This window comes from Paenibacillus peoriae KCTC 3763 (genome assembly GCF_000236805.1).
Lineage (GTDB): Bacteria > Bacillota > Bacilli > Paenibacillales > Paenibacillaceae > Paenibacillus > Paenibacillus peoriae.
This window is the reverse complement of the sequence record NZ_AGFX01000009.1, coordinates 163,437-186,863: the sequence shown is the minus strand read 5'-3', so window position 1 is coordinate 186,863 and position 23,427 is coordinate 163,437. Positions and strand designations below refer to the sequence as shown.

General features: G+C 38.2%; 23 protein-coding genes and 2 pseudogenes. 4 read left to right on the top strand and 21 right to left on the bottom strand.

The genetic code is table 11. The features are described 5' to 3' along the window. Positions 1-24 precede the first annotated feature (24 nt). From KQI_RS0101915 to KQI_RS0101895, 5 genes are all read right to left on the bottom strand, one after another. Positions 25-1,281: a nucleoside permease gene (locus KQI_RS0101915; RefSeq protein ID WP_010345000.1), complete on the bottom strand. Its 1,257-nt coding sequence runs from the start codon at positions 1,279-1,281 to the stop codon at positions 25-27. A 494-nt stretch (positions 1,282-1,775) separates the two neighbouring features. Beyond that, the gene (gene deoB, locus KQI_RS0101910) at positions 1,776-2,957 is read right to left on the bottom strand and encodes a phosphopentomutase (RefSeq protein ID WP_010344999.1); all 1,182 of its coding nucleotides are present in this window, start codon (positions 2,955-2,957) and stop codon (positions 1,776-1,778) included. A 157-nt stretch (positions 2,958-3,114) separates the two neighbouring features. Further along, positions 3,115-3,576, bottom strand: coding sequence for a nucleoside deaminase (locus KQI_RS0101905; protein ID WP_010344998.1), 462 nt, complete (start codon positions 3,574-3,576; stop codon positions 3,115-3,117). A gap of 46 nt (positions 3,577-3,622) precedes the next feature. Next, entirely contained in the window at positions 3,623-4,534 is a 912-nt protein-coding gene (locus KQI_RS0101900; protein ID WP_010344997.1) for an EamA family transporter, read from the bottom strand. A 37-nt stretch (positions 4,535-4,571) separates the two neighbouring features. Continuing rightward, on the bottom strand, positions 4,572-5,390 hold the full coding sequence (locus KQI_RS0101895) for a purine-nucleoside phosphorylase (protein WP_010344996.1): 819 nt from the start codon (positions 5,388-5,390) through the stop codon (positions 4,572-4,574). 362 nt (positions 5,391-5,752) lie between these two features. On the opposite strand from KQI_RS0101895, the gene KQI_RS0101890 reads away from it, so the two are divergent. Then, positions 5,753-6,967: an ROK family protein gene (locus tag KQI_RS0101890; RefSeq protein WP_010344995.1), complete on the top strand. Its 1,215-nt coding sequence runs from the start codon at positions 5,753-5,755 to the stop codon at positions 6,965-6,967. A 76-nt stretch (positions 6,968-7,043) separates the two neighbouring features. Here the strand turns inward: KQI_RS0101890 and KQI_RS0101885 are convergent, their stop codons facing one another. Continuing rightward, a complete protein-coding gene (locus KQI_RS0101885) occupies positions 7,044-8,027 on the bottom strand; it encodes an NADP-dependent oxidoreductase (protein ID WP_010344994.1) in 984 nt (327 codons plus the stop codon). A gap of 376 nt (positions 8,028-8,403) precedes the next feature. Next, positions 8,404-8,742: a winged helix-turn-helix transcriptional regulator gene (locus tag KQI_RS0101880; protein ID WP_010344993.1), complete on the bottom strand. Its 339-nt coding sequence runs from the start codon at positions 8,740-8,742 to the stop codon at positions 8,404-8,406. A 307-nt stretch (positions 8,743-9,049) separates the two neighbouring features. Here KQI_RS0101880 and KQI_RS0101875 point away from each other — a divergent pair, with 307 nt between their 5' ends. Then, positions 9,050-10,087 (top strand): LLM class flavin-dependent oxidoreductase, encoded by a 1,038-nt coding sequence (locus KQI_RS0101875; RefSeq protein ID WP_010344992.1) that lies wholly within the window; start codon positions 9,050-9,052, stop codon positions 10,085-10,087. 149 nt (positions 10,088-10,236) lie between these two features. Here KQI_RS0101875 and KQI_RS0101870 read toward each other — a convergent pair whose 3' ends face one another. The 14 genes and pseudogenes from KQI_RS0101870 to KQI_RS0101815 form a co-directional block, all read right to left on the bottom strand. Further along, positions 10,237-10,668, bottom strand: coding sequence for an Rrf2 family transcriptional regulator (locus tag KQI_RS0101870; protein WP_029389992.1), 432 nt, complete (start codon positions 10,666-10,668; stop codon positions 10,237-10,239). Positions 10,669-10,939: 271 nt separating this feature from the next. Next, positions 10,940-11,566 (bottom strand): DsbA family protein, encoded by a 627-nt coding sequence (locus tag KQI_RS0101865; RefSeq protein ID WP_010344990.1) that lies wholly within the window; start codon positions 11,564-11,566, stop codon positions 10,940-10,942. Positions 11,567-11,589: 23 nt separating this feature from the next. Continuing rightward, positions 11,590-12,228 (bottom strand): NAD(P)-dependent oxidoreductase, encoded by a 639-nt coding sequence (locus KQI_RS0101860; protein WP_010344989.1) that lies wholly within the window; start codon positions 12,226-12,228, stop codon positions 11,590-11,592. Between the two features lie 27 nt (positions 12,229-12,255). Beyond that, entirely contained in the window at positions 12,256-12,894 is a 639-nt protein-coding gene (locus KQI_RS0101855; protein ID WP_010344988.1) for an FMN-dependent NADH-azoreductase, read from the bottom strand. A 414-nt stretch (positions 12,895-13,308) separates the two neighbouring features. Then, on the bottom strand, positions 13,309-13,821 hold the full coding sequence (locus KQI_RS0101850; protein ID WP_010344987.1) for a sugar O-acetyltransferase: 513 nt from the start codon (positions 13,819-13,821) through the stop codon (positions 13,309-13,311). A gap of 494 nt (positions 13,822-14,315) precedes the next feature. Beyond that, a complete protein-coding gene (locus tag KQI_RS26605; protein WP_010344986.1) occupies positions 14,316-14,513 on the bottom strand; it encodes a hypothetical protein in 198 nt (65 codons plus the stop codon). A 1,270-nt stretch (positions 14,514-15,783) separates the two neighbouring features. Next, positions 15,784-16,016, bottom strand: a pseudogene (locus KQI_RS27620) (transposase); the annotation flags it as partial. A gap of 147 nt (positions 16,017-16,163) precedes the next feature. Beyond that, positions 16,164-17,144 (bottom strand): aldo/keto reductase, encoded by a 981-nt coding sequence (locus KQI_RS0101840; RefSeq protein WP_010344985.1) that lies wholly within the window; start codon positions 17,142-17,144, stop codon positions 16,164-16,166. 117 nt (positions 17,145-17,261) lie between these two features. Then, positions 17,262-18,305, bottom strand: coding sequence for an NAD-dependent epimerase/dehydratase family protein (locus KQI_RS0101835; RefSeq protein WP_010344984.1), 1,044 nt, complete (start codon positions 18,303-18,305; stop codon positions 17,262-17,264). 214 nt (positions 18,306-18,519) lie between these two features. Further along, entirely contained in the window at positions 18,520-18,990 is a 471-nt protein-coding gene (locus tag KQI_RS0101830) for an RrF2 family transcriptional regulator (RefSeq protein WP_029389991.1), read from the bottom strand. An 85-nt stretch (positions 18,991-19,075) separates the two neighbouring features. Then, positions 19,076-19,411, bottom strand: coding sequence for an alpha/beta hydrolase family protein (locus tag KQI_RS28685; RefSeq protein WP_010344982.1), 336 nt, complete (start codon positions 19,409-19,411; stop codon positions 19,076-19,078). Further along, positions 19,375-19,662, bottom strand: coding sequence for a beta-xylosidase family glycoside hydrolase (locus KQI_RS29110; protein ID WP_326118608.1), 288 nt, complete (start codon positions 19,660-19,662; stop codon positions 19,375-19,377). Before KQI_RS29110 ends, KQI_RS28685 begins: the two co-directional genes overlap by 37 nt. Positions 19,663-19,731: 69 nt before the next feature. Further along, positions 19,732-19,821, bottom strand: a pseudogene (locus tag KQI_RS29740) (CocE/NonD family hydrolase); the annotation flags it as partial. A 174-nt stretch (positions 19,822-19,995) separates the two neighbouring features. Next, a complete protein-coding gene (locus KQI_RS0101815; RefSeq protein ID WP_010344980.1) occupies positions 19,996-21,093 on the bottom strand; it encodes an acyltransferase family protein in 1,098 nt (365 codons plus the stop codon). A 434-nt stretch (positions 21,094-21,527) separates the two neighbouring features. Here KQI_RS0101815 and KQI_RS0101810 point away from each other — a divergent pair, with 434 nt between their 5' ends. Beyond that, positions 21,528-22,091, top strand: a complete 564-nt coding sequence (locus tag KQI_RS0101810; protein WP_010344978.1) for a TetR/AcrR family transcriptional regulator — start codon at positions 21,528-21,530, stop codon at positions 22,089-22,091. A 520-nt stretch (positions 22,092-22,611) separates the two neighbouring features. Further along, positions 22,612-23,421, top strand: a complete 810-nt coding sequence (locus KQI_RS0101800) for a MerR family transcriptional regulator (protein ID WP_010344976.1) — start codon at positions 22,612-22,614, stop codon at positions 23,419-23,421. The last annotated feature ends 6 nt before the right edge of the window (positions 23,422-23,427 follow it).

Here is a 23,427-nt window from a genome sequence, read left to right as displayed (position 1 = left end):
TTGGCCAACAGGCACTTTAATTTATTAATGACTAGCTGTTACATCCCTCATAGCATTCCGATTATGTTTATATTTAAAATTAACAGAAAAAATAATTGCTAGCACGAGTGTGTATGCCCCAAAAACTAACCATATATTCTGCCAATCCTTCACGCCATCTACCGTGAAGTAATCTACAACTTTTCCACTTACAATAGCTCCTACATATGCTCCGATTCCATCAACCATGGCTAGAAATAAACCTTGTGCACTTGCACGCATACGAGGATTGACTTCTTTTTCCACGAAAATAGCTCCAGAGACGTTAAAGAAATCAAATGCACAGCCGTACACAATCATGGATAACAGGAGGAGCGTGAAGCCAAAACCAGATGGCTCACCATATGCGAAAAACACAAAACGTAATGTCCAAGCCACCATACTAATGAGCATAACCTTCTTAATTCCAAAGTTACGTAAGAAGAATGGAATGGCAAGAATAAAACATACTTCAGCAATCTGTGATACCGACAATAAGATAGATGGATACTGTACGACGAGACTATCTTTAAATTCAGGATTCAAGCCGAAATCATGTAAAAATGGATTACCGAATGTATTGGTTATTTGTAAGGCAACACCTAGAAGTGTTGAGAATAGAAAAAAGATAACCATTCTTTTCTGTTTGAATAATACAAACGCATCCAAGCCCAAAAGACTAATCCATGACTTGTCTCTCTTCTCGTTAGATGTTGGGCAATCAGGCAGCGTAAGTGAGTATAGGGCTAGCAAAAGCGAGATACTCGCAGCTATATATAATTGAATGTTGCTTAATTCAAATCCGCTGAGACTAACTACCCACATTGCAACAATGAAACCAATTGTTCCAAAAACGCGAACTGGTGGGAAATCCTTTACTGTATCCAATCCCGCTTTCTCAAGCGCAACGTATGATATAACATTTGTCAAAGCACTTGTTGGCATATAAACCAACGAATTAAAAAATATCACCCAAAACATAGTCGTTGGATCTGAAATTTGTGCTGCTATAAATAAAGAAATCGCACCTAGAACATGGAATATTAAATATAATCTGTTGGCTTTAATCCAGCGATCTGCAATAATCCCAGCAAGGCTTGGCATAATAATGGCCGCTAACCCTTTTGCGCCATAAACTATTCCAACTTGAGCACCTGTAAAATGTAATGTATTTATCATATAGGAACCTAAGGTAACAAGCCAAGACCCCCAAATAAAGAACTGAAAGAAATTCATAATTCTAAGTCTTGATATCATTGTCATTTTAATGTCTCCTTTTGAGCTCAACTTTCTGAGTTGCTTGTTTTCCTTACCAGTGTGCTTTTGATTTTTGTAAGGGGTTACACATTCAATTAAGGAATTCTATAAGGTATTTAACATTAAATCGAACACGGCCTAGATCTTTACAATAGTTAACTCCCCCTTGATGCTACTTTAAAGTAATAAAACTGTTAAAAGTGTTCTAATCATTTTATTTTAAATGCTAACCAAAACAACTTATATAACCCACTACATGCATGGTGCAAACCAAATAGACCAGCTAGTGTGTACTAGTTAATCCTTTTAATAGAATAAACCTATAAAGCAGCTAAATTCATTTTGAGCTGCATTTGGACTAGGTCTGAAGTAAACGGTTAATGCGCCTCTAGATTAAAGGATCAGTCCTACAATTGTCCCTGTTAAAACAGATCCCATTGTGGCCACCAATAAAACCTTTAAACCCACTTTGGCAAGTTGGCTGGCTTTTTCATTATTAGTTACATTAGATCCCGAATAAAACTGCTGCCGTGCTTCGGCATTTCGACTCCGAAATTTTCAGCTACGGAAGCTCCAATATCTGCAAATGTATTGCGAACAGACAGTTCTCCGCCTTCTAAAAACGCCTTGGAATAAATGAGTAACGGTACATACTCCCGAGTGTGATCAGTCCCATGATGAACCGGATCATTGCCATGATCCGCAGTCAAAATAAGCAAATCTTTCTCCGTGAGATTGTCTAACAGTTCTGGTAGCCGAGCATCAAACTCTTCAAGTGCATTACCATAACCTTGTGGGTCACGTCGGTGACCAAAAAGAGCATCGAAGTCAACCAAATTTAAGAAAGACAAACCTGTAAAATCCTTCTTTGCTACTTGAATAAACTTATCCATCCCGTCCATGTTGGATACGGTTCGAATAGTCTCGGTGACGCCCTCTCCATCATAAATATCTGAAATTTTCCCTACGGCTATTACATTAAAGTTAGCATCCTTTAACTCATTCATGACTGTCCTGGAATAAGGCTTCAATGCATAATCATGTCGATTAGCTGTACGTCTATACGTTCCCATTTCTCCAACAAAAGGTCTAGCTATGATACGACCAACCATGTACTCAGTGCTTCTAGTTATTTCACGCGCGATCTCACAGATACGGTATAATTCATTCAATGGTACGATATCTTCATGGGCAGCAATTTGCAAAACGGAGTCTGCTGATGTATAGACAATCAAAGCTCCTGTTTTCATGTGCTCTTCCCCGAGCTCTTCTAATATTTCAGTGCCGCTTGCAGGTTTATTTCCAATGATTTTTCTACCGGACTCCCTCTCAAGATGCTCAACCAATGGGGCAGGGAAACCATTTGGAAATACCTGAAACGGCTTGTCAACAATTGAACCCATAATTTCCCAATTCCCTGTCATCGTATCTTTGCCGTTGGAAGCCTCCTGCATTTTGGTCCAGTAAGCCAATGGATAGTCCGCCTTAGATACACCTTGTATTTCTTTAATGTTTGACAAACCAAGCGCAGCCATATTGGGCATATTCAATCCATTTCTTCTTTCTGCAATATGCCCCAACGTGTCAGCACCCCCGTCCCCAAAAGATGCTGCATCTGGTGCTTCTCCGATACCAACAGAATCTAGAACAATTAAATGAATACGTTGAAATGGTTTATTCATAAGTCAATACTCCTTTAAACGCACACCTTTGTTTTTTATCCGAATCATTAGTTATTAGATTCTAGGCAGTAACAAAATACACTTAAAAGAGGACAGCTTCACTATCCAGCAAAGTTGTCCAATGAAATCATAAATTCTCGTTTTATTAAAAAGTTATTTAATGAGAAAATTTGTATCCATCAAATACTTTTAAACCTTCTTCGTTGAGTACTTGTTCTACCAGTTCAGGTCTTTGAGGGCTTTTCTCAAACACTTCATTGCAAGCGATCATAATGTTGCTCCCAGCGATTTCAGCTAACTGATCATGTGATACGCTATATACAATTTTACCCAGCTTAGACCACACCATGGCACCCGAACACATTACGCAAGGTTCACAACTTGTATACAAAGTGTATTCGTTCAAATCAAATATATTGTTTTCAGAACAAAATTTCCGGATTAAACCGATTTCTGCATGATGCGTTGGATCACAAAATGTATTAATTTTATTTTCCCCAACCATTACGACTTCCTCCCCTTTGACCAAAATTGCACCAAAGGGCTCATTCCCTTCTTTTCGGGCTTGTAGGGCAACCTCAATTGCCTTTTTCATAAAGATTTCATCTTTGTTTATCATTCCAAATTCCTCCCTAATCTATGATTATTATCTAGCTAAGGACGTTTTAAACGCTTAAGATGTCCTTTTTATTTTTCTTCAGTAATCCAGGTAATGATATTCCAATTAGGATCAGGACGATCCCTACATATTGCGGAACACCAATGTGCTCATTCAGGACGAAGACAGACATTAGTAAGGCTGTTGGAAGCTCCATAGCCCCCAATATTGATGCTATTCCAGATCCCACTAACGGAACACCTTTCGAGAAAAGCAGTGTGGAAAGGAAGGGACCGACAAAAGCTAAAACAAACCCATATTGCACAGCCAGTTGTAATAACAGTTTTCCGTCTGTTAAAAACGTTGGAGGTAAAATGATCGAACAAACGATTAGACCTCCGGTAGTCATGAAAGCTGTCTTCATAATCGGGTTTGCTTGAACCGCGACCTTACCACTAACGAGCATAAAAATGGAATAAGATAGTGCTGCAAGAAGACCAAACAAAAAGCCAAGCCAATGAACGGCAGAAATTCCAGTCGAATAAATATTGGTCGCGCTTATTGTTCCGATAAGTAAAGGAATAATGGATAGTAGCTTTCCTTTTTCAGGAATTCTTCTATTGAAAATTGCCTCTAGCAACACACCGATCCATGTAAACTGGAAAAGGAGTACAATCGCCAAAGAAGCTGAAATATATTGAAGTGAGAGATAATAAAACATTCCTGTAAGCCCCGTTGTAGACCCTACAGTAACTAATAATATTATTTCCCTTTTACCTGGCGTTACAAACTTCTTCTGTTTTGTACTCTTCGTGCCCTTAGTAATAAGCACTCCGCCCCATAATAATATCGCACCTAAGAAGAGCTGTATTCCAACAACATCATTAACGATAAAACCATCTTTATAGGCTAATTTCACAAAAGTCGATAATAAACCATAACAAATCGCACCTAATATAACATATATATACCCTTTCATAACCTCGCCTTTTTCTTCATCGGATTTTACCTAATTACTAAACCTTCTCTACAATTCCCTTAACTAAAGCAATGAAACTCTCTCTTACCAAGGCAGCTACCTCAATTACTTCGTCATGACTTAGAGGCTGATCTAGAATTCCACAAGCCATGTTGGTTAAACAGGAGATTCCAAGTACCTTCATGTTCGCGTGGACAGCTACGATGGCTTCCGGTACGGTTGACATACCAACGGCATCTGCCCCTAATGTACGAATCATGCGAATTTCAGCTGGTGTTTCATAAGCCGGACCACTCCACCAGGAGTATACGCCTTCGCGTAAAGTTGTATTTTGCGCTTTTGCAACTTCCATAGCAATTTGTCGCAATTCAGCATTGTACACTTGGGAAAGATCAGGAAAACGAGTACCTAGATCGTTATTATTCGGTCCAATCAATGGATTCGTACCGACCATATTGAGGTGATCCGTAATCAACATTAACTCACCCGGTTTAAATTCTTTATTGACGGCACCGCACGCATTAGTGATGAGCAGGTTTTCAACTCCTAGAGCCTTCATTACACGAACAGGGAAAGTTACTTCATCAAGAGTAAAACCTTCATAATAATGAAAGCGTCCTTTCATCGCAACCACAGTTTTTCCCTTTAGCTCCCCAATAACTAATTCGTTCGCATGTCCTACTGCTTCTGATTTTGCAAAATGAGGGATTTCACTATAGGGAATTGTGAAAGGGTTTGCAATTTCATCAGCTAATGTCCCCAGTCCCGATCCCAAAATCATCCCAATTGTTGGACGATACGAGGTCTTACTTATGATAAAGTCTCTGGCTTCCTGAATATCTTGCATTTTTTGCATGTTGCATTCCTCCTAAATATATTGTGCTATGAAACGTTTAACGACCATTTCAAGATTCTTGCTACAGCACTTTCTATAGTTAATTCTAATGGCTTATTCTCTTTTTGTAAATAACTATTTATCATTTATATAAAAAGTATAGTGTTCCCAAGTGAATTTATCTCGTTTCAAATATTTTTATTTAATCTTTAAGTATAAAAGTAATAAACGCGATATTTATTATGTAAATCAGTTCTGTTTAAAATTCGCAATTTTGTAGAATAAAAATTAAATGGAGTGGAACTATTATAAAAAAAGTTGGATAATAAACTGTATCTGTATTGATTTAGTTTCCCATAGATCACATATCAAGGAGAAATAATATGCTAAATAAATTTGAGGACTTATCCTCACCTAAAGCAAAAAATTTGAAGCTGTTATATAGCTTAGTACGTAAATTGGGTCCTGTAACCATTAACACACTAACTGAACATACTGGATTTAAACATGTAACTTGTGGTCGTTTACTAGAAGAGCTCGTTGAGGAAGGTCTTATCTATGATAGTGGGATTGGAAAATCAAGTGGTGGACGTAAACCCTTAGCCTATGTTATTAAGCCAGATTCATATTATTTAGTTGGTGTAGAACTAACAAGTCTATATACTACGATCTTACTCCTTGATTTAAAGCTAAATATCATAAGCGTTGAAAAATTAAAAATGACCTCTGAATGCACTGGAGAATTTACATTAAACTATATTGCAGCATGCGTTGATAACTTATTAGATCAGAATCACATTCCTAAAGAGAATTTGCTAGGTATCGGTATTGGGGTTCTGGATTCGTTCAACCCTGACATGGGGGCTATTTCACACCCGCAGCACTTTCCTGCAGACGGATGGGATCTGAATATTGTCGACTACTTAAAAAACAAAACGGATATCCCTGTATTCTTAGAAAACGGAACCAATTTAGCTGCTCTTGCTGAATATCGTATGAACTATTGGAAAGAGACGGACAACTTGGTTTTTGTATCCAGTGATATTGGGATTAGGTGTGGTACGATTTCACAAGGGAGATTAGTCAGTAGTAAACGTGAGACGGAGGATACCTTTGGACATATCATTATTGATATCCACGGTAGGCGTTGCTCATGTGGTTCATACGGATGTCTTCAAGCTTACAGTAGTTTGCCAGCTATTCGTGAGGAATTGATTCGACTTATAAAACGTGGTAAACCTTCCATGCTGTCATGTGAAGTTAATGATGTTGAAGATATTGATTTATTTCATATTTTACATGCTTTAGAACAAAACGATGAACTCTGTTTAGCTGTTGTAGAAGATGCAGCCTATTATTTTGGGATTGGCCTTAGTAATTTGATTTTTTTATTGCGTCCAGAAATTGTGGTTTTTGGAGGTACACTAGTGCCGAAACCGCGTTTTTTTGATGTCGCAGCTAAAACTGCACAGGATCGTGTAAGTTTTCATCCAAACAGTAATGTCGAAATAATTAAGTCCACTGCAGCCTACAATATTGTGGCTCAGGGGGCTGGTTGTATGGTATTGGATTATTTCACTGAAGAAATACCTGTTTAAATAAGGATTCAAGTTCCTATCTACGCTAGTGATAGGAACTTGAATCCTTTAACATTTTCAGTTCAACAAGTAATCGTTATATTGATTCATTAATTTTAAGTACAATCTTCCCTATTCCATTACCCGTTTTCAATTCAATTAGGGCAGTCGGTGCCTGGGCTAGGGGGTATACTTTGTCAACAATCGGGCGAACAGCACCAACTGCAACTGCTGCCTCAATTTCGTTCGTTGCGGAATAGCTGTCTGGACCAAATGTAAGTATTGCACGAACACCTTTTGCTTTAGCCTCGTTCTGATCAGGTGTCCTGAGCAGTGATACATACATCCCACCTGGCTTCAGTATCGAGTAGGACTTACTTGCCGGCTCTGCACAAATGGTGTCTACTACTCCGTCTAAGCGATCGATCACTTCTTCCTCAAAATGCTGATGTGTGTAATCAATGAACTGATCGGCACCGAGATCACGTAAAAGGTTTTCGTGCTTCGGAGCAGCCACCGCAATTACATGAGCACCACGCCACTTAGCAAGTTGCAGTGCTAAGCTTCCAATTCCGCCACCTGCTCCGTGGATTAATACAGATTGCCCAGGTTGTAAATCCATACCCGTTTTAGTCGAGAACAGAGCATTCCAAGCTGCGTAGAGCGTGTTTGGCAAAGCAGAAGCTTCAGCAAAGGATAAAGATTCAGGTTTGCGCATTAAGCGATCTGCACGAAAGACTGCATATTCAGCAAAGGTCCCGTCCTCCGCTGGATCTGCTTGGCCATAAACAGCCTCACCGACTTTGAATTCAGTCACCCCCTCACCAAGCTCTTCCACGATTCCTGCTCCATCGCGTCCAAATGTGATTGGCAAATTGATTTCCCATTTAGCGATCATTCCCTCTGCCATGTACCAATCAAATGGGTTGGTAGCTGCTGCAAGTAACCGTACCAAGACCTCGCCCTTTTTTGGGGTGGGGCGAGAGATTTCTTCAAGGCGCATAGCACCTATACCGCCGTAGTCGTGCAGTCTCCAGGCGTTCATATGAACTATTGATTTTGATTGTATTTTATTTTTCATCACGTATTACTCCTCTATGAATTAAAAATCACTATTTTTGAAAGTTGATCTAGTCACTTTCAAGTTCCTTAGCAAGGCCTATTATATCAAGTTAATATATTTTATAAAGTACTCAAAATAAATGATGTTAGTATACTTTATATACCTACTTATCACGTATGTATTTTTTTATTATTTGCTGTTGAATAATTTCTTTTATCAGTGTGAGAAAAATTTTAATATTTTTAATCAAAAATGTCGCTAATAGCGACATTTTTGTAGGACTATCTTGTTAATAAGTTTGATTCTTTTGCTCTCTCCCCTAATATAGAGAAACGTTATGTTTGGTGAAAAAGACGTGATAATTCCTTAGAAATAACATCTACATTTTATTCCGCTATTTTGAATAATCTATGTCTTTCTTGATCCATTTAATTCCCCAGTCATTAATAGCCAAGAAAATTTCTCCGAAATCACTCCCCTTTTCAGTTAAAGAATATTCTACTGTAATAGGAATTGTAGGGTAAACTGTGCGAGTAACTATACCGTTAGACTCCAGACTTTTCAAAGCATCAGATAGCGATGTGGTTCTTATCCCTAATTCTTTACTAAGTTCATTGAAACGTTTTGCTCCTGCATGCAGAGCTCCTATGATAATGATTGCCCATTTCCCACTAAAGATGTCCATCGTTTCCTTAATGGTTTTAATACAAACCATCTCTTCTGTAGATTTCATGACATCCCCTCTCACAAGTGTTAGTCAAAGCATATTTACTAACTTTAAATTAGCTAGTCAAAACAATTTACGTACTTCACAATATAAACTAACATGATAAAATCAAGTAGTCAATAAGATTTAAGCTCATATATTCACGAGTTACTCGGGATACAAGATTAAATGAGCAGCTAGCCTTAGCAGCTAAAATCATCCCCTATACATTGTCTTGTGAACCAGTATGACATTTCTTTTTTCGTTCATTATGTGAAACAAATATCTCAAGTGATTGGCAGAAAGAAGAACGATTAGGTGAGGAGTAAAAAATATGTCTATTCATCCAAAAAAGCAAGAACTTAAGTTATCTATCCTCAATATTGCAACGATTATGAATGGTGATACACCTTCAAAAACCATCCAAGATGCTATTGAACTAGTTCAGTTAGCTGATCAATTAGGTTATACGAGGTATTGGTTTGCAGAACATCATAATACCAGTAATCAAGTAAGTACTGCTCCAGATTTAATGAGCATGTATGCTGCTGCACGCACTGAACGAATACGAATAGGTGCAGGAGGCATTATGCTACCCAACCATAGCTCATTCAAAGTAGCAGAGAATTTTTCACTTTTAGAAGCTGCACATCCTGGAAGAATCGATCTTGGAATCGGCAGAGCAAGCGGGACAGATGCACTGACTGCTTACGCACTACGTCGTTCACAAGAAGTGGTTAATTTTCCTGAGCAGTTGAATGAGTTACTCTCGTTTTTCTCAAGGAATTTTGCTTCAGATCATCCATTCAGAAATATTGAAGTTATTTCAGGGGAACCAGCGATTCCTGAGCTATATATGTTGGGCTCAAGTGATGGTGGATTGAATTTTGCTGTCAAAGAAGGGCTTGGGTTAGCCTTCGCGTCCTATTTATCACCGCAAATGACTGTGCCAGTACTACGTGCTTACAAAGAACGGTTCAAACCATCTGTATTTATGTCAGTACCACGAAGTATTGTTTCAACCATTGTAATCACCGCAGAAACGGATGATGAAGCCAAGTATTTGGCAGCTCCTCTTGAATTATTATGGGCTAGGATGTACGCGGGTACCCTAATGCAAGGACAGCCATTTCCTAGTTTGGAAGAAGCGCATTCACATGTTTATTCTTTAGCAGAAAAAGAAGCACGTAAAGAAAACAGGAATCGGTTCATTATCGGAGGGATTAAAACAGTTTCTGATCAATTAAGAAATCTGGCATCAGAGACCATGGTCGATGAAGTAATGTTATGGGAAGCATATACAGACAAAGTTGCGCGTCATAAAGCGTACAAACTGTTAGCCGATGAATTCAAGCTTTCTTCAACACATTAAATTAGAGAACTTTGACTTAGCCAAACTGTGTTTTCATAACTGTACTCTTGGTGAATAGTAAATAGAAAACACCTTGCAAATTTAGCAGCCAGTCACCGAAGTTCAATCAGTAACTGGCTGCTTGGTGTTAACAAAAATTCAAAAATAAGCTAATCAAGTGAATCCCTATCTAGATCAGCCACTATATCTTGTAAAGTTACTTGTTCAAGTACTTTTTCCAATGCTCTTTGTGCCAATGAAAAAATAGGTTCAATCGTCACTTGGAGGTTTTTACCAACCGGACAATCTGGGTTTGGTTTCTCTTGAATATTAAATAAGTTATTGTCATTCACTGCATTCACTGCTTTGTAAACATCGAATAATGTTATTTCACTTAGATTTTGTGCGAGTTTAGCCCCTGCTTTTCCATGAGTTACATTCACCAATCCTGATTTTTTTAACATCCCCATAATTTTACGGATCATTACAGGGTGTGTATTTACGCTGTTTGCAATCATTTCAGATGAATTATTTCCTTCTTTATTAATCTCCAACAACGACAAAATGTGTATACCTATATAAAACCGAGAACTTACGGACATTTTTTCACCCCAGTGGTACAAGAATAATTTGAGTTACTTATAAAATATTTAACATGGATATTCCAAGGATGCGGTAATAACATTCTAACATGTATTTAGAATGTTACAATGAGAGTCGTAATAGTTCAGGGAGCACACCTGTATTTAACCATTGGAGTCTATCCAATATAAAAACTGGACCAAGCAGGGAATAAATTCGCTTGATCCAGATTAACGTAGAAAAATGAAAGATACCTTTTTCTTAGAGAAATTCTCTTCATGTAACTTTAAATTAGATTAATTCAGCAAATTTTTCTTCTAACTTCTCAGCTGTCACAGCGCCACCGCCGAGATTATACAATCCATCCTCTTTTTTCAAGAACAGTGTTGGGTAACTTCTTGCTCCAAGGTTGGCGGCAATTAAAAATTCTTGTTTGACTTCACCCAATGTCTCTGGAGTTTTAATCCGTTCAATCAGTCTCTGTTCATCCAGATCAAATTGTTTAGCTATTTCTTGGTATGTTTCTAAATCACTAAGACTTTTGCCCTCGTAATAAAATGCTCGCTGCATTGCAGCCGCTAGGTACACTACTCGTTCTGGGGCCAAAGAGCGTAAAGCGGAAAATCCGATAGCTGCTGCCTCACTATCCATAATAAATGTACCTTCATTCAAAAGTTTATCATAGGAAGAACCAAACACTGCACCGGTAAGCTGTCCAATCCGTTTATTTGCTTCGGGAATATGCGGATATGCTGCTATTGATTGACTCCGATCACCTACAAAAAGACCAGCAGACAACACTTGGATCGGTAATTCTAAGTGGTTTTGAAGAAAAGTCCGTAGGCTTTTCGAGAATCCATAACACCATCCACAATAAGCATCCCACACATAAATAAGAGAAAGCTCGTTATTTTTCATCATTCACAACTCCTTTAACTAACTTAACGCTCTCCAACAACTGAATATCGCATGTTTTCATGTTCCGGGTGTTCGATTTCGTCAAGCAAAGCGATGGCATAGTCTGCATAGCTAATGTAACTCTCCCCTTGAATGTTCAAGGTTACTCGATCTCCACCTTTTTGGTATGACCCTGTTTTCCGACCCTCAGGATCAAAAATTCCTGCTGGACTAAGATACGTCCATTGAATACCAGTGGATCGCTGAAGATCATTAAGATTTTTGGCCATATTAACAGCCGTTGGTAAATATACTTCCGGAAAACCAGGTGCCTCAAATTTACGAGTTGTTTGAGCTTCATCTACAAACAGACTCCCTGCACCACCCACAACAATTAGTCTCGTTTGTATAGTTCCTTGAAGAGCCTTTATAAGAACTGTTCCAGCTTCTACATGCTGATGTTCCTGACCTTCGATAGCTTTAAATGCATTTACGACAACATCAAAGTCTTTAATATCTTCTGTATTAAGGTCGAATACACTTTTTTCGAGAATTTGAACGTCGCTTTTCTTAATCTTGCTTGCATTTCTAACAATTGCAGTTACTTGATGTCCACGTTCCATAGATTCCTCTAGTATTACATTTCCCGCTTTTCCGCTAGCTCCAATAATCGCAATCTTCATAGTTGTTTCACCTTTCTATCCTATATTTTAGAATGTTTTGGCAAGAACTTTAGCTCTCGCAATGGCATTTTCTTTGATCTCTTGTGCTTTGTCCTTAGCTTTATTATGACCTTCAACAAACAGACCTTCGAATGAAGGTACACCGAAGAAATTCATGATGACTTGAAGGTGACGATGCCCCATTTCAAGTTCATTCGCAGGACTCTCGGAGTAAAAACCACCCCGTGCCTGAATATGAATTGCTTTTTTATCAGTCAGTAATCCAATGGGTTGACCCTGTTCTGAGTAACGGAAAGATTTACCCGCCACAGAAACAGCATCAATATAAGCTTTCATCACTGGAGGATATGAAAAATTCCAGAAAGGAGTAACGAATATATATTTGTCTGCTTCAATAAATTGGTCAGACAGTTCTGCGAGACGCTTTACTTTCTCTTGCTCATCGCTTGAAAGTTGATTAAATTCACTTCCGGAGCGGAGTTTTCCCCAGCCACTAAAAACATGCGCATCAATGTGAGGAATATATTCTTTATACAAATCAATGTTCACAATTTCATCTTCCGGATTAGCTTCCTTGTAAGATTCGATAAATGCTTCACCCACAGCCAGGCTATAAGATGTGGACTCCTCTAGAGGGTGTGCTGTAATAAAAAGTACTTTTGTCATCTTTATCATTCCTTTTGTTTTATTTTGCTATAATGTAATAATTTCAGTTACATCTTGTACATGTAATAATATAAGTTACAACTATGTTTATTGTCAACGTTTATTTGTAATTCATAATTAATTAACGTTCTATCAAAAATCCAATCAAAGAAAGCACGCTATGCAACAAAAAGAGCCGTTGATTTAAATACCTAATCAACAGCTTTTCTAATTTCTTTTCTGTATGATGATTTTAATGATGGAAAGAATAATACGTTTACTTCAAAAAACATCGTTATCTGAGATCAAAAGTGCTATTGCAACTTCTATTTTTATCATGTTTAGCAACTCAAGAGCCAGCTTTATTAAAAAAACACCGTCCAAACATTTCTGAGACTTAACTTACCCTCTTTTTCTTTATGTTACTCAATAAAATTACTCTTCTGTAATGGTTCTGAGCACCTTAGCTGGATTACCCGCAACTATCATGTTTGCGGGTACATCTTTTGTTACAACAGAACCTGCTGCGACAATGGAGTTATCGCCTATTGATACACCTGGAAAAATGACACAGTGCCCTCCGATCCACACATTGTTACCAATTTTGATGGGTATTCCATAACCCGTTTTATTCCTGTTTTTTGGTTCAATATTATGACTCGCCGTATAAATTCCTACATTCGATGCAATCATGCAGTTATTACCAATGTGCACCTCTGCCATATCTAATATGGTACAGTTATATCCAGCATAGAAGATATTACCGACGTGAATATTGTAACCCAAGTCGCAATGGAAGTTGTGATCAATGCTAACCCCTTCACCGACAGTATAATCCCTCGTAGAAGTAGGCAATGAACATATGAAAAACTTCAAAGTTCTAAAGACAAAATTATTTTCGGAACTTGTATGTTTCGGGTTTAAAAGGGGCACCAATGCAAGGCGCACAAAAAAGCAGCTCCGGCATTTTGCCTGAAGCTGCGTTGACCGATGTGTTGTCCAAGAGAGAGGGCACCCGTTAAGGTTACTTTTGTTTAAATTACATATTTTCACACATGTTTGCGGGTGGTTTCAGCGATGCTGTTACTACCCCTATCAAGTCAATCAGGGTTCCAAATTTAGGAATTGTATTTTTCTCTATTTATTCTAAAAATATCTCCTATTCCGCAATCGCTTTAATAAGCAGACTGCATAAATATCCTACCATGTGCAGGAATCTCATTCCCCAATTATGGAAAATCTCCACAACGGCTTTGGCGACATCGTCTTCCTTCGCCTGTTCTTGGGATTCTTAGTAGAATGTACTTCTTGCGATTTGCAGGACATCACACATTGCTGATACCGAGTATTTATCACGGTTGTTCTGGATGATAGCTACTTTCGTCCCATGATCAGCGCGGCTTACTTTAAATTGAGGTGCTGGTTTTCTTTGCGTAAGGCGATCAGCTCGTTTTCTTCGGGTGAACGATTGTCCTTCTCCTTGAAGGAGCCCGTTGTCTGAGCTTGCTTAATCCAGCGATCCAGAGCCGAGGCTGTGAGACCATATTCTCCACCAGATCTGCTCTGGACTTCCCATTCTCGTATAATTGCACCATTTGCTTCTTAAACTCTGCTGTAAAAGTACGTCGTTGTTTTGGCATTGTAGAGATCCGCTCCTTAGGATGTTAGGTTTATTCTACAAGCCTTGTGGGAATTTACAGCGTATGACTCTAGTAGACCCATGTTTGGAAGATTATTTTGCAAGAGTAAAGCATCTGTAATGGACGGACAGCATAGACTGGGAGGGATTAAACGTTATACGCAGGAAAGACAATCAGAAATTAATGTCCCCTTCATGGTTTTCACTATTTAGATGGCGATGAAGAAATCCAATTCTTTGATACTATAAATACAAAAGCCAAAGGGCTCGGAACTTCTCTAAGTAAATTTCTGAAAAGAGAACACGATGAATTAAGCTGGATGTCTACTGAGTTGTTGACTCTTAACGATAGTCCTTTCTATCATATTGGTAGCATCACAGGTAAGCGTAGTAAAGGAAGACATATTACTCTTCAGAATCTTTATCGCATGTTAAAATATTTTTTTTAAGATTCTGAAGTTTCACATTTATCTAAACAAGAGAAATTAGATCTTATTCTCGAATATTTCAATTTAATTCGCCACGAATATCCTAATGAATGGATTAACTATAAAGAATACAAACTTACTCACATCGTATGTCTGGATGCATTAGCAATGGCTGCACCCTAAATGCTATTCAACTGTAAAAAAGAAAACTCAACACAAATAGACCATCAAGAATTTATCAAGTCAGTAAAACGCTTGAAAAAGATTGATTGGTCTATAGATGGTCCTATTAAATATTTAAAAGGTATTTCAAGTTCTAAGACATTAGCTTCAGAATTATTCGGTATTATGAATTTAGAAAAAGAGAATTAAAAGGTCTAGGTATAGGTTATGAAACAGTTTCCTATACCTTTATGATCCCATTTGTTCTTTGAAAAAGGGGACTCAAGCTCACCATACTTTCCTTTATCATCACATTGTGGGAACGCCGGCATAATTCCTTTTGTAATGAATTCATCAGAATAAAGGTAATATCATCTATTTGATGATTCTCATTTATCGTATAGGTCCTAAAGAAAGTAAACATTTGATGGAAACTCAAAGATATGTTTTTTTAAGACGCCTAGGACGAACATTAACCATTACTATCGACTAATGAGAAATGATCTATATTCCAGATTTACTACTTTTATATTTCAAATCAGTTAATATTATGTGCACAATGTATAAAAATATCATGACACCAAGGTTTAAGATCAATAATAACAAACTAAAAGAAATACGAGTTTTGTGAACAAGCGGAGGAGAAAGATTATCGTATCAATCATTTCTCAAATCCATTAACTAAATCATGTTCTGTACGGCTGCCGTCATCAGGGCCTGTTTCCTGACTTTAGGATTCCGCGAAACCCATGAAGCTCTTTAGCATCCGCAAAGCTTGGCTCAATCGTCTCTTTTCGTTTGCGGTATAGCTGTTTGCTGGATTTGCTGAGTTGATTATTCCTGCCCCATTCCTTGCTATCCTCCCAAACATGCCGGGTCACTACCTTTCGGTGATTTCGGGACTGAATGCATTGTTTTCAAATTAAAAAGAAAAAGGGTACCTTTTTATACAGGTACCCTTTTTCTTATAAACTAAAATTTTGAGAACACATATCATGGTCTGATACCTTCTATTGAAACTAACGCAATCATTTTGAACAGTAGTGCAACAACGATATCCTTTACAGATCAACATCATCCATACTTAAATGACCAGCTCCAAAAGCAACACCTTTAGGAGCAACTTCATCAATACGCTTCAAATCTGCTGGTGTCAGGACAACGTCAACCGCGCCAACATTCTCCTCCAAGTATTTTCTACGCTTGGTTCCGGGAATCGGGAAGATGTCATCTCTCTGTGCCATCAACCAGGCCAGTGCCAACTGGGATGGCGTAATTTCTTTCTCTGTTGCTATTTCTTTTACACGATGCACAAGATCCAAATTTTTATTGAAATTATCCCCCTGGAACCGAGGAGAGAGTCGTCTTACATCGTCTTCGGCCAAGTCTTCTAGTTTTTGAATTTGACCTGTTAGAAATCCGTATCCCAATGGACTAAAAGCAACAAAACCAATCTCAAGTTCGCGACACAACGCCAAAATACCATCTTCTACATCGCGAGACCAAAGAGAGTATTCCGACTGCAAAGCTGTAATCGGATGTATCGCCTGTGCGCGTCGAATTTCTTCTTCGGTCGCTTCAGATAATCCAATATATCGCACTTTACCCTCACGTACCAATTCAGACATTGCACCAACTGTTTCTTCAATCGGAGTATTAGGATCTACCCGATGCACGTAGTACAAATCGATATAGTCGGTACCCAAGCGATGAAGGCTGGCATCGCATGCTTCTTTTACATAGTCGGCCCGACCGTTTAAACCCAGAAATTTACCATCTTCACTGCGTACATTACCAAATTTGGTGGACAGGATCACTTCACTACGTCGCCCTTCCAATGCTTTTGCAAGAAGTTCTTCATTTTTTCCAAGACCGTACATATCTGCTGTATCCAGCATATTTATGCCAAGTTCAATCGCTCTGTGTATTGTACGGATCGATTCATTGTCATCGCGTCCGCTATAAAATTCCGACATTCCCATGCAACCAAATCCAAGAGCCGATACTTCCAAATCACTTTTACCTAATTTTCTATATTTCATACGTTTCACACCTTTCTATTTTTATATTAAAATGGAGTCGTAGTTCTTTCGAAAACTATCAATTAGTAAAAATCATTATTCTAGCAATTACAGTTTCATCTATTTAAAGTTGCAATGTCATTTCAACGCTTTAGTAAACCATGCATCTTCAGCTACATAGTCGAAAAGATGCGGATGCGTTTGAGCCAATAGTGGAAAGGCTTCCTTCCAGTCGCGTCCAGCTAATTGTTCTACTAACCACTCTACCATCTCCTGCAGGCTTTTATCGTAATTTTCCACCGGGCGATAACCTAATTCCTTTTCAGCAGCAACCATATCGCAGATCACCGGATGCTCAATCATCCAAGAGGTCTTACCCACGTATGGCTCCGTCGATGGCCCATCAATTAAGATAGTCTCTGGTGCTTCAACATCCATGATGGCGTCGATGGCCATTCCAATCTCAGCTACGGTTGGCACCTCAGGATCACAGGCATTGAGCACCCTGGAACCCGGTCGCTTTGCCGCCAGCCGGATCAGTTCCGCAAGAGTACGAACGCTCACCCGATGGAACAGACCCTCACCACCAAAATCAAGCACTCGCTTCCGTCGCCCGTCCAGGTTACGTTTGACGAAGTATAACTCGTAAGGGAAAGAGCTATATGGTCCATATACCGCACCTGCACGCAACACTGTGATTGGTAGACGGTCGCCTGCCGCAAGGAGTTCCTGCTCCAATGCTATCTTACCCGTAGAGTAAGTCGTCTCTCCAGGCTGCACTGTACGCTGGCTCTCATGAATAGGAACCGGCAAATGAGGAAAGCCACCTGGTTCCCTTGCCGTATCGAAGTTCCTTCCTTTATCATCTTCATATACTACTGTCGTTGAGAGTACCACTGCTGATCCAATACGATCTGCCATAGCGGTCAATTGTCGTGCATGCGCAGCCCCGTAAGCAACTACATCCACTACCACGTCGCAGCCGTCGCCAATCGCGGCAGCAAACTCTGCATCATTATTCCGATCAGCACGCACAATCTTTACCTCATCGGGCCAGTTTTCATCTTTCCCTCCACTGCGTGAAACCGCTGTGACATCCCAACCGTCTCGCACTAGTATGTCTACCGCTGCTCTCCCAATTTGTCCAGTTGCACCAATTACTACAGCACGTTTCTTCTCCATATCAATTCCTCCATTAATGATGAATTTAATAATCCGGTGTCACTTCTTATAACATATATGTCATCTTTACTTTAATAATCAAAAGAATTCATATTGCTGATGATTTAGTAACTAAAACTATTGCTATTTTGTATTATAAAAAAACACAATTAGTTTCAATAAAAAGTTGCATGTGGTTCTGCAACTTAGTATTAGCCATTCTATTTTAATGCTCTCACAAGAACTGTACTCGATCTATTAATTCAGCAATTGTATAATTTCGTAAATACTCAATGGTATTTAATTCAGCTTGCTGAAGAATCTGTTCAAGTTCAACATCTAACTGTTCTCCATCTAAACGTTTTTCAGGCTGATCACATTCTACATTTAGCTGTTCTCCAACCTGCTCATTACCTTTAACATCGTTAGGATCATTATTAATTGCTTCATATATATCGCCTAATGTAATTTCTGTCGAAGGTTTTTTCAAAAAATATCCACCTTCTCGTCCACCTTTTGACTCTACAATACCGGCACTATTCAACGATTGCATCACTCTTCGAATAAAGGTAGCATGTGAATCGACTTGACTCGCTATTAGCGCGCTACTTATCATACTACCACTTTTAGCCAGCCAAACCACGGCATGAATTGCTGTCTTTAGACGAGGAGGGCCGATGTAAACACCACGGGACGCTATACTCAATATGATTTCCCCTTTCGTTTTAATTGCAATATGAATAAACACATTATGCACTACAAAATATTTAAATGCAAGTTGAGTCAAAATTTCATGTATCTTCTTTCGTGTTATCGTTGAGGCATAAAAAAAGTAGCTCTAAAATGACTAACTTAGTTATAAACGCTTCGACAGCTTCCATTACCGGTTTCGCGTCAAATACACTTTTGCTTGCATGAGGACCATGTGCAAAATAGCGCGAGGTGACATTTTCATCTCCGATAAGTTTTCTGGCTTTCGATTCCATTATATGGATTTGCATAGCTGGTACAGTCTGATCATCTTCGCCGTGGGCCAAAAACAGCGGTGGAGCATCGGCAGTTATTTGATAATAGGGACTGGCTGTCTTGATTAATTCAGTATTGCCGATATTTTTTGAGCCCAACAAAGTGTAGATGTCAAAGATTCTTTCCCATAAAGTCGTAAGTTCCCTGGGTTATCTGTCAAAGACATGATGTTATTTGATAGAGGAATTCTTAGTGACTGAAAATGTGGATTTAACTGTTCATCATTAAAATGATCTACTTCATCATAATCCCGTTCCCATCGTACTTCCTTCATTTCTGGTGCTACTACTTCTAGAGAACCTTGTTTACCTCCAACTACATACGACCATTCATCTTTCCATACCCGCTCCAACTTGACTTTCATTTCCTGTTTAGAATAATGCCTACAGGTCTGATTTCTCCAGTGAACCCTTCGCGGGAAGATGCACTTGAGAGCTTTCGGAGCTTTACCAGCCGTAGCAAGTTGAGAATATCCAAGATACGAACCTCCAAACGTGCCCACATTGCGCTTACACCAATTCTGCTACTCAATCCAGTTAACAAGTTCAAAACCATCCTCAGAGAAACTCGGAGTGAAATCTATTTTGATTCCGTAGCTTGGCAAGCGGTCACGCTGATGAGCAGAATTAGCGTAACAAGCTTGGTTGTCCAACGATAATACCAATTTATCATCGCGATGAACCTACTATAGCTTTCTAATAAAAATCGGTTTAAACTTATCAAAATACCATATGGCCATTTGATCAGAAATCAGTAATAGAAGTGCCGCAATTAATGTTGCCTGCCAAAATGCTAAGGCGCTTGATTTAATCAGCAATTGCATGAAAATTCCGATACCCCCTATTAGTGACCAGTGAATGCAATAGATAGCATTTATATTCTTGCTCCATCTCATAAGCGGCTTGAACGATACTGCAGGGAGCATTTGTGTGATGGCGTAATTAAGACCAAAAAAAACCAAAGCCAACATAATAAAAAACACTGCATCTAGTAGTCCTAAAAAAAAATACGAGCCAGCTGATGAAAACATAAATCCGAAACGGATAGTTAAAATCAAATAAATAGTGACGAGTCCGAAGCATAACGGTGTCATACGTAAGTAGAAATTCTTTTTATCCTTACAATGCTTCAAAAAGCAGCCAAAGACCAACCCGAAAACAGGGAATATAATCCAATTTAAAAATGGGAAGTAGCTTCTTGTGGCAGTTCCCCAGATAAAACCTGTGAACTGATCTAAAACATAATCTCCTGTAGATGCCCCGCGTAAAATCATCCCCAACAAGGATGCTATTGCGCCAATAAGCAGAAGGACAGAGTTTCTCAATTCCAGCTTTTTTAACAAAGCAAGAAAGAGAAAAGCCAATCCTGCGAATTGCAATATATCGACACTAAATAAAGAAAAGGTATGATACAAATAGGTGCTTTCATTTGTTAATGCATACTTTGTAAGGTCAGGTAGTACATAACGGAAGATATTTAAAAGGAGTCCTATTCCCAGCAGATTAAATCCTCGTCTAAGTAAATCCTTTGGTGTATTTTTTCTGGAATAACTGACGCCAATACCCAAGCAAATCATGAAAACCGGCGCGGCAAAAGGTCCTCCCAATATGTTTCTGACAAGCATGACCAGAATTCCTTTGGAATCAGGCGACAATTCGTCAAACACATGTGTCCATACCATAAACAAGATTGCAAAACCTTTGGCCAAGTCTAATTCCAATTGTCTCCCTGTGTTTAATTTTTCAGCACCAAAACATTCTCTTATCCCAGCAAAAATAGCCATTCTTATCCTCCTTATTTGTTACTTCAATAATATAGATTAGACCGCTTTTGAATTACAGGGCAGGTGCATCTATTTATCAAGAGCAAAAGCTATTACGTTCATCTTCTCTTTAACCATTAAAAAACCACGATATAGATAGAATTGATAAGTAGAACCGCTGTCCGTATAGAAATAAACTTCTGGTATTTTTCTAAATTTTATTTTAATAGACACCAAGTCGCTTTTCTATATTCAATACAACTCAACTATGTCGCCAAAACAACACTTATAACTATTAATGTCGTCTAGAAATAAAATACTTAAAATTCTTTGCCAATTTTCAAAAAAGCAAGCGGATATCATTGAGTTTCCTATATTATTGTATGATAATAGACATAACGTCGTTTTTTTATGACATAAATATAACTTTATTTTCATGTGAGAAGGATGAATTTATGAACAGAGATGATCGAAGGGTCAAGAAGACAACAAAAGCGCTTTGGAACGCTATTGCCGAACTATTGATGGAAAAGGAATTGCACAGCATTACAGTTCGAGAGTTAACAAACCGGGCAGATATTCATAGAGCTACTTTTTACACGCATTATAAAGATGTCTACGATTTGTATGAACAGATGGAAGGTAATGTTATTAATGAGCTTGCTGCAATTATAGTTGGGGATCCTACCCACTCCTATGAAGATGTGTTTACAAAATTGATTGATTACGTTTACAAAAATCCGGGAACAATACGAATTTTTTTGGATAAAAATAGAAATCGAAGTTTTCATGACCGAGTACTTGCTTTTCTTGAAGAAAAATATATAGAAATATGGAATTATGAAACGAATCAAAAGGAGATAAGCGAGGAGTGGATTTTTATGGCTAAATATCATCTTCAGGGCTGTATTTCTATTATTGAATATTGGGCTGAAAACAATTTTTCCTACCCTAAAGAACGTCTGACAAAGCTAATATTAGAAGTGGATTACAATTTTGATAATATACTGACTGGATAAATGGGTTTACCTAAAAGACTAATGCCATTGCATTGCTGTGAGCACATTTCCCCCATTTTTGTTCTTATCTTTTATGTGGAGATAGAGCATTTAGCAACCACTGTTTTTGCATTGCTTGATAAGCCATTACGGTCATATCTTGTCTTGTGATTTCATCTTGCTCACCAAAGCTGCCATCCGGTCTGCCTTAAATTATAGTTTCGTCCTTATTCCTTCTTGTCCAGTTACTTCGATGGTGATGATGTTATTATTACCAATCTAGTGATCGGCTATATCATGTTTGGCCAGGTCCTGCAAACCGAAAACCGCGAGCGATTATGGTCTGAAATCAGCAAAGAATTAAGCGCTTTTAGCTTGGATATGAACGAGTTGCACATATCCGACTATAATTATTTTACGAAGGCGTTTAAACAGGAAACGGGGGTTCTGCCGACGACGTATCGAAAAGAAAGTGCTTTGAGGTATAGAATGACTTGACCGTATAAAGGCCGCTCCTGCAAAACACTAATTGGAGGAATTTATGGAGAACAAAAGATATTTTTCAATTGGGGAAGTTTCTAGATTAAAAAATGTTACGATAAAAGCCTTACGTTATTATCATAATATTGGCTTGTTAATACCTGCATACATTAATCCCGATAACGGTTATCGCTATTATACAATTAATCAATTCATCTATCTGGATATTATAAAAATTTGTAAGCAAAGCAATGTAAGTGTTAAAGAAATTAAAGCCTTATTTGCTAAAGCCGATACTAATTACCTTAAACTTTACTTAGAGCAGAAAAATGAAGAAATTCATAAAGAAATAAAGAAATTAGAGGAACTTAATAAACGAATAGAAATATTAAGGGCTGCTATTCATTCATCTGAAGATGAACTTATGAACAATGGATTTAATATTCAGACATTTGAAAACAGATACTTTTTAAGTTTACCTACTCAAGGTGGAGAACTTAATGAGATAAAATCATTCGATAAGTTAGATGAAAAGTTAGACGAATTTGCAGCCCATACGTTTCAGTATGGATTAATTTATTCATGTCACTATGATAATTGGAAGATCAGTGATGTATTTCGTCTAATAACATCAGATGATTATAGATTGCTTAAAGATACCTCTACTGTATCTAAATTACCCAAGGGAGAATATTTAACTGTTAATTGTACGGGAGATACTGAAATTGAAACATTTCAGTTGGTAAAAGAATATTTGGAGAAAAACAGTTTGACGTGTAATAAGGTTTATATGTTTTATTTAGTAACAGATGTTTTTAATCAATATAATCACTTCTCCCAATTTCAAATTAGCCTAAAGTCCACCCCATAAATGAGG